9 protein-coding genes and 1 pseudogene are annotated in these 13,621 nt (G+C 68.0%); 3 read left to right on the forward strand and 7 right to left on the reverse strand.

Annotated elements, in window-relative coordinates; translation table 11 throughout:
- The first annotated feature begins 563 nt into the window (after positions 1-563).
- Together ACPTTC_RS37280 and ACPTTC_RS37285 are read left to right on the forward strand one after the other, a co-directional pair.
- Positions 564-3,422 (forward strand): AAA family ATPase, encoded by a 2,859-nt coding sequence (locus tag ACPTTC_RS37280; RefSeq protein ID WP_423396283.1) that lies wholly within the window; start codon positions 564-566, stop codon positions 3,420-3,422.
- 125 nt (positions 3,423-3,547) lie between these two features.
- Complete coding sequence (locus ACPTTC_RS37285) at positions 3,548-5,827, forward strand: FdhF/YdeP family oxidoreductase (protein WP_423396284.1); 2,280 nt, start codon at positions 3,548-3,550, stop codon at positions 5,825-5,827.
- Between the two features lie 132 nt (positions 5,828-5,959).
- Here the strand turns inward: ACPTTC_RS37285 and ACPTTC_RS37290 are convergent, their stop codons facing one another.
- Positions 5,960-7,381, reverse strand: a complete 1,422-nt coding sequence (locus ACPTTC_RS37290) for a purine-cytosine permease family protein (RefSeq protein WP_423396285.1) — start codon at positions 7,379-7,381, stop codon at positions 5,960-5,962.
- A 386-nt stretch (positions 7,382-7,767) separates the two neighbouring features.
- Between ACPTTC_RS37290 and ACPTTC_RS37295 the strand changes: the two genes are divergently transcribed.
- On the forward strand, positions 7,768-8,691 hold the full coding sequence (locus ACPTTC_RS37295) for a LysR substrate-binding domain-containing protein (RefSeq protein ID WP_175952096.1): 924 nt from the start codon (positions 7,768-7,770) through the stop codon (positions 8,689-8,691).
- A 59-nt stretch (positions 8,692-8,750) separates the two neighbouring features.
- On the opposite strand, the gene argE is transcribed toward ACPTTC_RS37295, so the two are convergent.
- The 6 genes and pseudogenes from argE to ACPTTC_RS37325 form a co-directional block, all read right to left on the reverse strand.
- Positions 8,751-9,914 (reverse strand): acetylornithine deacetylase, encoded by a 1,164-nt coding sequence (gene argE / locus ACPTTC_RS37300; RefSeq protein WP_423396286.1) that lies wholly within the window; start codon positions 9,912-9,914, stop codon positions 8,751-8,753.
- The gene (locus tag ACPTTC_RS37305; protein WP_423396287.1) at positions 9,907-10,584 is read right to left on the reverse strand and encodes a DUF1028 domain-containing protein; all 678 of its coding nucleotides are present in this window, start codon (positions 10,582-10,584) and stop codon (positions 9,907-9,909) included. The genes argE and ACPTTC_RS37305 overlap by 8 nt, the downstream gene beginning before the upstream one ends.
- 8 nt (positions 10,585-10,592) lie before the next feature.
- Entirely contained in the window at positions 10,593-11,030 is a 438-nt protein-coding gene (locus ACPTTC_RS37310; RefSeq protein WP_423396288.1) for a RidA family protein, read from the reverse strand.
- Positions 11,031-11,105: 75 nt separating this feature from the next.
- The gene (locus ACPTTC_RS37315) at positions 11,106-12,446 is read right to left on the reverse strand and encodes a flavin-containing monooxygenase (RefSeq protein ID WP_423396289.1); all 1,341 of its coding nucleotides are present in this window, start codon (positions 12,444-12,446) and stop codon (positions 11,106-11,108) included.
- 255 nt (positions 12,447-12,701) lie between these two features.
- Positions 12,702-12,914 (reverse strand): annotated as a pseudogene (locus ACPTTC_RS37320) (ferritin-like family protein); the annotation flags it as partial.
- Between the two features lie 30 nt (positions 12,915-12,944).
- Positions 12,945-13,607 carry a hypothetical protein gene (locus tag ACPTTC_RS37325; protein WP_423396290.1) on the reverse strand — a complete coding sequence of 221 codons (663 nt, stop codon included), beginning with the start codon at positions 13,605-13,607 and terminating at the stop codon, positions 12,945-12,947.
- Positions 13,608-13,621 lie beyond the last annotated feature (14 nt).

Below are 13,621 nucleotides of genomic sequence, written 5' to 3' on the forward strand. Positions count from 1 at the left end.
CCTCGCCTCCGGCCGCCACACACGCATCGTCTGCGGTGCGTGCGGGGTTGCGCTTGGCCGGTCGCGGCACACCTCCGCTGCGGCGCTTGCGCCGCGCACGCCCTCCCGCATCGCCGCCTCCCCGCCGGCAACCGGCGCCCTGCGCGCCGATGCCGCACCGCGATCCGATCGCGCCCAGCCCGCTCCCGCGTCCTGCCATCACACGCCGCGCATGCCCGTGCCGCCGCGTGCCCGCCCGTCTGTACTCCTTGCCGCCCGGACACGCGCGCATGCGAGGGTGCAATTCGCGGCCGGGCCGCGGCGGAACTGTGTCTTGGATGGCCTGCGCCGATTCGCTATTTTGAACGCAGTCGAAGCGATGCCGTGGGCTCCACCCGGCACGCACGCTTGCCGCCCTGACCGCGACCGTGCACGACGCCGGCGCGCGCTGCGTGACAGCACCGGCGCCGCCCGCGCGCCGCCGTGCCGCGCGTCGTGCGTTCGCGGTCGGGAAGCGCCCAAGCGCCGCACCGCATCGGGACGTCACCCTTCGACCCACTTTCACCGACAGGAGCCAGACCACCATGCCCGCACTTTGCGATATCTGTCACGCCCGGCCGGCCGTCGCGCGCGCAACCGTGATGCAGGACGGCGAGCGCAAGACGATCTCGATTTGCGATTACCACTTCCGCCAGCTGATGCGACATCAGAGCATGCTGAACCCGTTCGATTCGCTGCTGGGCGGTGGCGGCTCACCGTCGCTGTTCGGCGGGCTCGACGACGAAGCGCCGCTCGCCGCCGAGGTGCCGCGCGAGTCGGTCGATCCGACCGACGCATTCAGCGAGCAGACGCTGGAGCTGCTGCAGCGCGCGGCCGAGAAGGCACACGAGCTGCGCCGCAGCGAACTCGACTCCGAACACCTGCTCTACGCGCTTGCGGACACCGACGTGTGCGCCGCACTGCTGAAGGAACTGAAGCTGTCGCCGCAGGACATCAAGTCGTATATCGACGAGCATGCGCACACCGGCACGGCCGCCCCCGATGCGCCGCTCGACAAGCTGTCGATCTCGCCGCGCGTGAAGAAAGCCGTGCAATACGCGTTCCAGGCGTCGCGCGATCTCGGCCACTCGTATATCGGCCCCGAGCACCTGCTGATCGGGCTCGCGTCGGTGCCGGACAGCATCGCCGGCACGCTGCTGAAGAAATACGGCGTGACGCCCGAGGCGCTGCGCCAGAAAGTCGTGAAGGTGGTCGGCAAAGGCGCGGAAGACGGCCGCGTCGATGCGCCGACCGGCACGCCGAACCTCGACAAGTTCGGCCGCGACCTCACCGCGATCGCGCGCCAGGGCAAGCTCGACCCGGTGCTCGGCCGCGCGCAGGAAATCGAAAGCACGATCGAGGTGCTCGCGCGCCGCAAGAAGAACAACCCGGTGTTGATCGGCGAGCCGGGCGTCGGCAAGACGGCGATCGTCGAAGGGCTCGCTCAGCGGATCGTCAACGGCGACGTGCCCGAGGTGCTGCGCGGCAAGCGGCTCGTCGAAGTCAACATCAACTCGATGGTGGCCGGCGCGAAGTATCGCGGCGAATTCGAGGAGCGCGCGAAGCAGCTGATCGACGAAGTCACCGCGAAGCAGGACGAACTGATCCTGTTCATCGACGAGCTGCACACGATCGTCGGCGCGGGCCAGGGCGGCGGCGAAGGCGGCCTCGATATCGCGAACGTGCTGAAGCCCGCGCTTGCGCGCGGCGAGCTGAGCCTGATCGGCGCGACGACACTCAACGAATACCAGAAGTACATCGAGAAGGACGCCGCGCTCGAACGGCGCTTCCAGCCGGTGTTCGTGCCGGAGCCGAGCGTCGAGCAGACGATCGTGATCCTGCGCGGGCTGCGCGACAGCCTCGAGGCGCACCACCAGGTGACGTTCGCCGACGACGCATTCGTCGCGGCCGCGGAATTCGCCGATCGCTACATCACGTCGCGCTTCCTCCCCGACAAGGCGATCGACCTGATCGACCAGGCCGCCGCGCGCGTGCGGATCAGCGCCACGTCGCGCCCGGCCGACATCCAGGAAGGCGAAGCGCAGATCGCGCAGCTCAAGCGCGAGCAGGACTACGCAACGTCGCGCAAGCGCTTCGACGAAGCGAAGCAGTTCGAGGAGCAGATCAACGCGAAGCAGAAGACGGTCGATGAAAAGATGGAGGCGTGGCAGCGCAAGACCGGCTCCGAGACGCTGGAGGTGACGGTCGAATCGGTCGCCGAGGTCGTGTCGCGGCTGACCGGCATTCCCGTGTCCGAACTCACGCAGGAAGAACGCCAGAAGCTGCTGAAGATGGAAGAGCAACTGCGCGAGCGCGTGGTCGGTCAGAGCGATGCGGTGGTGGCCGTGAGCGACGCCGTGCGGCTGTCGCGCGCGGGGCTCGGCCAGACGCACCGGCCGATCGCGACGTTCCTGTTCCTCGGGCCGACGGGCGTCGGCAAGACCGAGCTCGCGAAGGCGCTCGCCGAGACCGTGTTCGGCGACGAGCAGGCGATCATCCGCATCGACATGTCCGAGTACATGGAGCGGCACGCGGTCGCGCGGCTGATCGGCGCGCCGCCCGGCTACGTCGGATACGACGAAGGCGGCCAGCTCACCGAACGCGTGCGGCGCCGCCCGTACAGCGTGATCCTGCTCGACGAGATCGAGAAGGCGCATCCGGACGTCTACAACGTGCTGCTGCAGGTGTTCGACGACGGCCGCCTGACCGACGGCAAGGGCCGCGTGGTCGACTTCAGCAACACGATCATCATCGCGACGAGCAACCTCGGCGCCGCGATCATCATGGACAACCTCACGCAGCCGGAAGCCGCGCGCAAGACCGACAAGGCGATCCGCGAGGAGCTGATGCAGGTGCTGAAGGGCCATTTCCGCCCCGAGTTCCTGAACCGGATCGACGAGGTGATCGTCTTCCATGCGCTGTCGAAGGAGAACATCCGCGCGATCGTGCAGATCCAGCTCGACCGTGTGGTGCGCACGGCCGCCGCGCAGGACATCACGCTCGTGATGGGCGATGCGCTCGTCGAGCACCTGACCGAAGCCGGCTACCAGCCGGAGTTCGGCGCACGCGAGCTGAAGCGCCAGATCCGTCAGACCATCGAGACCCAGCTCGCGAAGGAGATCCTCGCCGACCGGCTGAAGTCCGGCGACCGCGTCGAAGTCGACTACGACAAGGACAGCGACGAAGTGAAGTTCAACAGCCTCGCCGCGCCGGAAGCGAAGGACACGAAGGACGCCAAGGACGCGAAGCAGGACGCCGGCGGCAACGCGAAACCGAACGGCAAGGCGGCCAAGGCAGGCGACGATGCGAAGACGGGCGACACGCCTGCCGACACGCCGCCGCCCGCACCCGCCGCGAAACCGTCCGGCAAGAAGTCGACCGGCGCGAAGAAGGCGGCGCACTGAAACCCCGCGTGCCCCGCACGCCCGGAGCACGCATGACCGGCTCCGTCCACCGGACGGAGCCGCCCCACGCCGCGACACGGCGCAAACCGAGCCGCCCGCATCGGGACCGGCTGATGGAGATTCACATGACAAATCGACGCGAAGTGCCAGGCATCAGGAAGTACGACGGGCCCGCAGGTGGTTGGGGCGCGCTTCGCGCGACAGCCGATGCGGTGCGCACGCAGATGGAAACCATCGAGGCGCCGATCGTGCTGATGCGGACCAACCAGCCCGACGGCTTCGACTGCCCCGGCTGTGCGTGGCCCGACAAGGAACACAAGTCGACGTTCCAGTTCTGCGAGAACGGCGCGAAGGCCGTCACGTGGGAAGCGACGACCAAGCGCGTGACGCCCGAGTTCTTCGCGGCGAACACCGTGTCGTCGCTGCTGCGCATGTCGGACTACGAGCTGGAGAACATGGGCCGGCTCACGCATCCGCTCGTCTACGATCGCGCGACCGACACGTTCCGTGCGATCGAATGGGACGATGCGTTCGCGCGCATCGGTGAAGTGCTGCGCGCGCTGCCGCCCGACCAAGTCGAGTTCTACACGTCCGGCCGCGCATCGAACGAAGCCGCGTACCTGTACCAGCTGTTCGCGCGCGAGCTCGGCACCAACAACTTCCCCGACTGCTCGAACATGTGCCACGAGCCGACCAGCGTCGGCCTGCCGCAGTCGATCGGCATCGGCAAGGGCACCGTATCGCTGGAGGACTTCGACCACTGCGAGCTGATCATCTCGATCGGCCACAACCCCGGCACGAACCACCCGCGGATGATGGGCACGCTGCACGAGTGTTCGCGCCGCAACGTGCCGATCATCGTGTTCAACCCGCTGCGCGAGCGCGCGCTCGAACGCTTCGCCGATCCGCAGGACATGATCGAGATGGCGTCGTTCGGCTCGACGCGGATCGCGTCGACGTACTACCAGGTCGACGCCGGCGGCGACGCGGCCGCGCTGAAGGGCATCATGAAGGCGCTGCTGCAGCTGGAAGCCGAACGCGGCGACGTGCTCGACCGCGAATTCATCGCGCAGCACACCGACGGCTTCGATGCGTTCTCGGCCGACCTCGTCGCCACGTCGTGGGACGACATCGAGCGCGCAAGCGGACTCAGCCAGGCGCAGCTCGAACAGGTGGCGCTCGCCTACGCCAAGTCGAACGCGACGATCGTCACGTACGGGATGGGCGTCACGCAGCACAACAAGGGCACGGCAACCGTGCGCCTGATCGCCGACCTGCTGCTGATGCGCGGCAACATCGGCAAGCCCGGCGCCGGCGTGTGCCCGCTGCGCGGCCATTCGAACGTCCAGGGCAACCGCACGGTCGGCATCACCGAGAAGCCGTCGGCCGAGTTCCTGAAGAAGATCGAGGACGTGTGCGGCTTCACGCCGCCCGCGCATCACGGGCATGACGCCGTGCAGGCGATGCAGGCAATGATCGACGGCACCGCGAAGGCGCTGCTGTGCCTCGGCGGCAACTTCGCGGTCGCGCTGCCCGATCCGGAGCAGTCGTTCCCGGCGATGGCGAAGCTCGACCTGAGCGTGCATCTCGGCACCAAGCTGAACCGCTCGCACCTGCTGGTGGCGAAGGAAACCTTCATCCTGCCGGTGCTCGGCCGCACCGAGCTCGACATGCAGGCCAGCGGCCGGCAGTCGATCACCGTCGAGGATTCGATGTCGATGGTGCACGCGTCGGCCGGCAAGCTCAAGCCGGCGTCCGACCAGTTGCGCTCGGAGCCCGCGATCGTCGCCGGGATCGCGCATGCGACGCTGCCGGCGAGCAAGGTCGCATGGCTCGACCTGATCGCCGACTACGACCGTATCCGCGACCTGATCGACCGCACGGTGCCCGGTTTCGAGGCGTTCAACGAGCGCATCCGCACGCCGGGCGGCTTCCGCCTGCCGCTGCCGCCCACCGAGCGCGTGTGGCCGACGCCGACCGGCAAGGCGATGTTCTCGGTCTACAAGGGCGTGAAGGAGGATGCCGACGTGCTCGGCGCCGAGCAGGTGCTGCGGCTGATCACGCTGCGCAGCCACGACCAGTACAACACGACGATCTACGGGCTCGACGACCGCTATCGCGGCGTGTTCGGGCGGCGCGACGTGCTGTTCATGAACCCGGCGGATCTCGCGAAGTACGGGCTCGAACACGGCGACCTCGTCGACATCGAGACGATCACCGCGTCCGGCCGCACGCTGCGTCTCGAGAAGATCACCGCGATCGAGTACGACATCGCGCCGGGGTCGGTCGGCGCGTACTACCCGGAAGCGAACGTGCTCGTGCCGCTCGACTACATCGACAAGGAAAGCGGCACGCCGTCGTACAAGTCGGTGCCGGTGCGGGTCGCGCGCTCGGCGGTCGTGTGATGCGCGGGCAGGCTCGCGGCGCGTCGCCGGCCGCGTGCCTGCCCTCGTCATGCCGAAACGCTTCCACGGGCCGCCGCACCACCACCGATGCGGCGGCCCGGCGCTTCCTTCCCCGCGTCGAAAACGCCCCGCTTACCGCGCCGCCGTCGGCGGCATCGTCGCGCCCGTCTGCCGGCGCCGATACGCGCTGTCGCGCGTCGCGAGCCAGTAGTACAGCGGCGACGTCAGCGCGAGCCCCACGAGCCACGACAGGTCCGCGCCGCCGAGATGCGCGGGAATCGGGCCCGCATACATCGGCGTGTTCATGAACGGAATCTGCACGAGGATGCCGATCGCATACGCGAGCAGCGCCTGCGGGTTGAAGCGGCCGTAGATCCCGCCATCGGCCATGAAGATCGACTGGATGTCGTACTTGCCCTTGTGGATCACGTAGAAGTCGATCAGGTTGATCGCCGTCCACGGCACCAGCACGACCAGCAGTGCGAGCACCAGATCCACCAGATTGCCGACGAAGTTCGTCGACGCGCCGATCGCCGCGTAGCAGCACGCGACGAAGATCACGACCGACACCACCGCACGCGCCTTGGCGGTCGGAATCCACTTGTACGCGAACGTCTGCACCGACGTGATCACCGCGAGCACCGCGCCGTACAGGTTCAGCGCGTTGTGGCTGATCACGCTCAGCAGGAACAGCACGAGCATCAGCGGGCCGAGCGGGCCGGTCGCCTGCTTGACCGCATCCATCGCGTCCGCGCCGGCCGGCACCGCGAGCACCGCGACCGCGCCGAAGATGAACGCGAGCGTCGAGCCGATCGTGCAGCCGAGATAGGTCGCCCAGAACGTCGACGCCACGCCGACGTTTTCCGGCAGATAGCGAGAATAGTCCGACACGTACGGCGCGAACGCGATCTGCCACAACGCCGACAGCGACACCGTCGCGAGCCATCCGGCGAAGTTGAAGCCGCCGCGCGTCAGGAAATCGTCGGTGCTCACGTGCGTGAGGATCATCCAGAAGCCGACCAGGATCCCGATGCCGAGCACCCATGTACCGATCCGGTTCAGGATGTGGATGAACCGGTAGCCGACGATGCCGATCAACCCCGAGCCCACCGCGCCGATCATGATGCCGACGGGCACCGGCACCGACGACGCGATGCCGTGCACCGACTTGCCGGCAAGCACGATGTTCGATGCGAAGAAGCCGACGTACATCACGGCCGCGATCACGGTCACGAGCAGCGCGCCCCACGAACCGAACTGCGCGCGGCTCTGGATCATCTGCGGGATGCCCATCTGCGGCCCCTGCGCCGAATGCAGCGCCATCAGCACGCCGCCGACCGCCTGACCGACGACGATCGCGACGATGCCCCACATCAGGTTCAGGTGGAAGAGCTGCACGCCGAGCGCACCGGTCACGATCGGCAGCGGCGCGATGTTGCCGCCGAACCAGAGCGTAAACAGGTCGCGCACCTTGCCGTGGCGCTCCGCGGGCGGCACGTAGCCGATCGTGTGCTTCTCTATCATCGGGGACGCGTTGCGGTCCACGTTCGTCATGGTGAGGTCTCCTGTCCTGCGCGGCGATGCGCGCTTGCCGTGTCAGCCGGCGCGCGTTGGGGTACGCGCCTGCAATCGGGTCCGGATACGCGAGCGACGCCGCACCGCTTGCATGCGCGGCGGTGTCGAACGAAGCGGACGATGCGCATGCGGGGACGGATGCCTTGTCTCGCCAGTGCGTGCGCGGCCTCGCCGTGATCCAGGTTGGAGACGATGGTGCGCCACGACCCTCGCGGCCGGAAAATACTAAAAATATTTCCGGGACATACGAAAAAGCTCTGCAGCGGGAATACCGGCGCCGGGGGGCTTTCAGGTAAGGTGCTACGCAAAACCATGGACAGATTGCGCCCGCGGCGGCACGCCGGGGCCGTGCATCAGAGGTGCTTGTGGCTCACTACACTTTGCGGCAACTGAAATACTTCGTGACGACGGTGGAATCGGGCAGCGTCGCCGAGGCCTCGCGCCAGCTCTTCATCGCGCAGCCGTCGATCTCCAGCGCGATCAAGGGGCTCGAGGAAAGCTTCGGCGTGAAGCTGTTCATCCGCCATCACGCGCAGGGCGTGTCGTTGACCCCGAGCGGCACGCGCTTCTACCGGAAAGCGCAGGAGCTGCTGCGCATCGCGCACGAGTTCGAACAGAACGCGCTTGCCGACAACGACGTGATCACCGGGCAAATCGACATCGGCTGCTTCGAGACGGTCGCGCCGCTCTATCTGCCGCAACTGATCGCGGGCTTTCGCGAGCGCTACCCGGGCGTCAACATCCGGCTGCGCGACGGCGACCAGCAGGAACTCGTGCAGGGCCTGACGTCCGGCACGTTCGATCTCGCGCTCATGTACGACCACGATCTCGACGGCACGATCGAGACCGAGCCGCTGATGCCGCCGCAACAGCCCTACGTGCTGCTGCCGGAGCACCACCGGTTCGCGGGCCAGACGCACGTATCGCTGCGCGACCTCTGTGTCGAGCCGATGATCCTGCTCGACGTGCAGCCGAGCCGCACGTATTTCGTCAGCCTCTTTCATGAGCTTGGGCTCACGCCGAACATCGTGTTCGGGTCGCCGTCGATCGAGATGGTGCGCGGGATGGTCGGCCAGGGATTCGGCTTCTCGCTGCTCGTCACGCGCCCGCATTCCGAATACACGTACGACGGCCAGCGGGTCGTGACGATCGGCCTCAGCGAAACGGTGAGCCCGTCGGGGCTCGTGAGCGCGCGGCTGAAACGCGGACAACTCACGAAGCAGGCGCAATCGTTTGTCGATTTCTGCCGCGAGCGGCTCGCGCGGATCGTCGCGGAATCGGCGCGGTAAGGCACAGGAAAACGCACGCGCCGCGGGATGCGGTGCGTGCGGGTCGGCCGCTCGGCGGTTCAGGCGGCCGCAGCGAGATGCGCGGCCAGGCGCCCCAGCATCGCGTCGCAGCCGTGGAGCTGGTCGAGCGTGACGAACTCGTCAGGCTTGTGCCCCTGGTCCATGCTGCCGGGCCCGCACACCACGGCCGGAATGCCGGCCTGGCCGAACAGCCCGCCCTCGGTACCGAACGCCACCGTGCCGAATGCGTCGGAGCCGGTCAGCATCGCGAGCAGGCATGCGGCCTCGCTGTCCGGCGCGGTCGCGAGCCCCGGATACGCGCCCAGCGGCTGCAGCCGGATGTCGGTATCGGGCTGCACCGCACGCATCCTCGGCAACAGTTCGGATTCCGCATAGGCCTGCAGCTTCCTCGGCACGTCGTGCGCATCGAAATCCGGCAGCGCGCGCACCTCGAAATCGAATTCGCAGTCGGCCGGCACGATGTTCAGCGCGCGGCCGCCCTTGATCAGCCCCGTCTGCACGGTCGAGAACGGCGGGTCGAATCGTGCGTCGTGCCGTTCGGGCCGCGCGAGCGCCGCACCGATCTCGCCGAGCCGGCCGATCAGCTTCGCCGCGTAGTCGATCGCGTTGACGCCCGACGGCGCGTACGCCGAGTGGCACGCGGCGCCCTTCACGTGGCAGCGCATCGCGAGCTTGCCCTTGTGACCGAGTACCGGCTTCAGTTCGGTCGGCTCGCCGATCAGGCACAGGCGCGGCCGGTGCTCGCGCGCGGCCAGTTCCGCGAGCATCGGCCGCACGCCGAGACAGCCGACTTCCTCGTCATACGAGAACGCGAGATGCACGGGCACGCTCAGCGGCCGTGCGACGAATGTCGGTACGGCCGCGAGCACCGACGCGATGAAGCCCTTCATGTCGGCCGTGCCGCGCCCGTACAGCCGGCCGTCGCGCTCGATCAGCCGGAACGGCTCGACCGTCCACGCCTGCCCGTCGACCGGCACCACGTCGGTATGGCCAGACAGCGCGATGCCGCCGCGATCGCGCGGCCCGATCGTCGCGTACAGGCTCGCCTTCGTGCGTTCCGCGTTGTAGAACAGCTCGCTCTGGACGCCGAAGCCCGCGAGATAGTCGCGGACAAAGCCGATCATCTCGAGGTTCGAATCGCGGCTGACCGTCGCGAAACCGATCAGCCGTTCGAGCAGCGCACGGCTCGACGGTTCACTCATCGCCCGGCACTCCGTAGCGTGGTGCGGCGGTCGGGTTCAGCGCGCGCGTCTGGTAGTCCTGCATCTGCGGCCGATAAGCCCGCCACAGCGCATCGAGCTGCCCGATCGGATCGGCATCGGCCCAGTCGACGCGCAGGTCGACGATCGGCCAGGTCACGTCGCCGGCCACCTTCAGCGCCGCCGAATGCACCGGCCCCGCCTCGCCGCCGGCCGCCATCGCCGCATGCATCGCGGCCAGCAGGCGCTCGGCGAGCAGGCCTGGCGCCTGTTCGAAGGCACGCACCATCGCGTCGATCACGGCCGACGCAGCCAGCAGGTTGCCGGCCGCCACGCATTGCTCGCCCTGCACCGCGTGATGCGTGCCGAGCGCTTCCTTGCCGGTGAAGCACGCTGTCTGCCCCTGCCCGTCGATCACCGTGACCTGCCGGTACTGGCTCCAGCCGTTCGCGCTGAGCGCACGGTCGAGCGCCGCGCCGGGCGCCAGCTGTTCGTGCTCGACCAGGTCGAGGATCTGGGGCCCAAGCGCCGGCAGCGTGATGTTCTGCGTCGCGACGGCGCCGACGCCTGCGCGCACCCACGGGCAGCGCGCGCCCACCGCGATGCTCGACGAGCTGATCGCGATGCCGAGCTGGCCCGTCTCCGGGCAACGCCCGACGATCGAGAAAGTCATGTCGCCTCCTATGCGCGGTTCGGTTGCCAGTGGTCCGGGATCACGGCGATCACGTCGATTTCCATCAGCCATTGCGGCTGGCCGAGCGCGGACACGACGAGCCCCGTCGAGATCGGGAACACGCCCTTCAGCCACTTGCCGACTTCCTGGTACACCGGCTCGCGATAGCGCGGGTCGATCAGGTAGGTCGTCGTCTTCACGATGTGCGTGAGGTCGCTGCCGGCTTCCTCCAGCAACTGCCTGACGTTCTTCATCGCCTGCCCGGCCTGCGCGCGCGCGTCGCCGAGGCCGATCAGGTTGCCGTCGAAATCGGTGCCGACCTGGCCGCGCACGTAGACGGTATTGCCCGCCCGCACGGCCTGGCACAGGTCGTTGTCGAGCGTCTGGTTCGGATAGGTATCCTTCGTGTTGAACATGCGGATACGGGTATGGGTGGGTTGGCTCATCGAAATCCTTCAGTCGTCAGAGGTCACGCCGCCGCACCGGATGCACACGCGGTGCGGCAGGCGGCATGGGTTCGGTCAGTTCACCGCGACGGCAAGCGGCTGCGCGCCGGCGTGCGCCGCGACGCCGTCCTGCTCCGCGTGCGAGGCCGAGCGGTGCTGCGATGCATGGTGATATGCGAGGTAGGTGCGCTGGATCGCGATGTGATCGGCGATATGCCGCGCGTCATGCCACACGCCCCAGATGAAGCTGGAGCCGCGCCGCGACAGCCACGGCAGCCCGAGGAAATAGAGGCCCGGCTCCTTCGACACGCCGCGCTGGTGCTGCGGCTTGCCGTTGTCGGCGAACGCGTCGACCTTCAGCCAGCCGTAGTCGACCGCATAGCCGGTCGCCCAGATGATCGACGTGACGCCCGCGCCGGCAAGGTCGAGCGCGAGGATCGGATGCGCGACGCAGTCGGGGTTCGGCAGGATGCGGCGCGCATCGGGCTCTTCCGGCAGGTCGAGGCCGTTGCGTGCCGCATAGGCATCGGCGGCGTCGAGCAGCGACAGGTAGTTCTCGTCGCCGCGTGCGAGATTGATCGCCAGGTCGCGCTCGAACACGGCCACGCCGCCGTCGAACGACTTCGTCAGCCCGACGAGCGTCACGCCCTGGTTCGCCAGCTTCCGGAAATCCACGGTATGGCCGCCGCGCGCGCCGCTCACCGCGATCGTCACGTGTTCGCGGCCGGGCGTCGCGACTTCCTTGTCCCATTCGCCGAGCACGCCGAGCCACCAGCAGAAGTCGCGGCCGCGATACGCACGCGGCGGGCGATCGTGCGGGCCGACCGACAGGTACACCTGCCGGCCCGCGCGCTGCAGCTCGTCGGCGATCTGCACGCCCGACGATCCCGCGCCGACCACCAGCACCGCCCCGTCCGGAAGCTGGCCCGGGTTGCGATAGTCGGCGGAATGGAGCTGCACGAGGCGCGCATCGTCCGGCGCGATCGGCGGAATCACCGGACGCTGGAACGGCCCGGTCGCGACGACCACGCGGTTCGCCTCGATCGTGCCGTCGGACGTCTCGACGATGAAACCCGGCTTGCCCGTATTTCGCACGACCTTCGTCACCTCGACGCCGGTGCGAATCGGCGCGTCGATCTTGCGCGCATACGCTTCGAAGTAGTCCGCGACCTGGTCTTTCGACGCGAACGCGTCGGGATCGAGGCCGTCGAATTCGAGGCCGGGGAAGCGGTCGTGCCACGCGGGGCCGTTCGCGACCAGCGAATCCCAGCGCCCCGTGCGCCAGCGTTCGGCGATGCGGCTGCGCTCCAGCACGAGATGCGGTACGCCCAGCCTGCCCAGGTGCTCGCTCATGGCCACGCCGGCCTGACCGGCGCCGACGACGAGCGTATCGATTGAGGTTGTTTCGACTGCCACGGCTGTCTCCTTCTGAAGTGCGGCTCAGTGCGACGTTCTTGCTACCGCACGAGTTGGAATGGAGACATTCTGCTGACGCACCGCCGGCGGCGAAACGATGATTTTTGTCGTTGTTGATGAACAAAAAGCTGGGGGTGAAGCGCGATTGACCGCGCCGGGCGGCGCCCATTGCAGGCGCCCGCCGTCCCCGCCGCCCGGATGGCGGGCCCCGCCTGCCGGCCCGGCGCGCATGTCCCGCGCCGGGCGTCGTCGCGCCTACGCCTGCGGATTCACGTTGCGGAAACGCGGGCCGTAAAACACCGGCTTCGACAGATCCGTATAGTTTCGCAGGTACGCGAACTCGTCCGGATACAGCGTGTCCAGCCGCGCGAGCGCGGCCGGCGGCACCGGGTGGCGCAGGATGTTGAAGCACGACAGCACCCGCAGATCCACCATGCCGTGCACCGCCGCGCCGAGCGACTTCCACGAGCCTATGCCATCCGGTTTATTTTTGCCATCCTAATCAACAGGACCGTTTTTATTGCGCAGGCGATCTTTCAACGACACCTCTGCGAGTGCAGCGCGATCGCTCATCGCGTAGAACGCCAGCATGCTGACGAGCATCGAAACAGCCACGCCGCTCGTGTCCCAGCGCAGCCCCATGCCGAACCCCAATGCCTTGATCGCGCTCATGCCGAGCGCCATGACGAGCAACATCGCCGCCAATTCAAGCGCGACCCGAACCGGAGCCCGAACCCGCGCGCGTACCGTGCTGCGCCGATGCCCGGCCTTGCGGTCGACCTCGCGCCGGATCAACAGCGCCAGCATGGCCAGCATCGACATCGGAAACCATTGGAGATGGAGCACGAGCGAATCCCACATGGCGCCGGCATCGAGCGTTCCGCCGCAGACGTCGAGGATGGCATCCAGCGGGGAGCGCATCGCATCGAGCGTCAAGCCCGTGCAGATCGCGGCCATGCACCACAGCATCGACCGGCGCGCACACCTGCCGGGCGCGCCGCTGCTCGTCGAGTAGCCGGCGATGCCGCAGGCAATCGCGCCGATGCCGTTCCATATCCAGCTGGAAGGGGCCCCGTGCAGCCGGGTCGGCAAGTCGCACGTCAGGAAACCGAGGAACGCGAACGCCAGCCCGCCGCGCACGCGTTCGGACCTCGAAAGCATGGCGATTCGCGCGG

This window comes from Burkholderia mycopellens (genome assembly GCF_964265025.1).
In the GTDB taxonomy this organism is placed as follows: domain Bacteria; phylum Pseudomonadota; class Gammaproteobacteria; order Burkholderiales; family Burkholderiaceae; genus Burkholderia.

Coding starts and splice junctions, on each gene's coding strand:
- ACPTTC_RS37280 (WP_423396283.1), top strand. CDS start 564: ATGCCCGCACTTTGCGATATCTGTCACGCCCGGCCGGCCGTCGCGCGC.
- ACPTTC_RS37285 (WP_423396284.1), top strand. CDS start 3,548: ATGACAAATCGACGCGAAGTGCCAGGCATCAGGAAGTACGACGGGCCC.
- ACPTTC_RS37290 (WP_423396285.1), bottom strand. CDS start 7,381: ATGACGAACGTGGACCGCAACGCGTCCCCGATGATAGAGAAGCACACG.
- argE (WP_423396286.1), bottom strand. CDS start 9,914: ATGAGTGAACCGTCGAGCCGTGCGCTGCTCGAACGGCTGATCGGTTTC.
- ACPTTC_RS37305 (WP_423396287.1), bottom strand. CDS start 10,584: ATGACTTTCTCGATCGTCGGGCGTTGCCCGGAGACGGGCCAGCTCGGC.
- ACPTTC_RS37310 (WP_423396288.1), bottom strand. CDS start 11,030: ATGAGCCAACCCACCCATACCCGTATCCGCATGTTCAACACGAAGGAT.
- ACPTTC_RS37325 (WP_423396290.1), bottom strand. CDS start 13,607: ATGCTTTCGAGGTCCGAACGCGTGCGCGGCGGGCTGGCGTTCGCGTTC.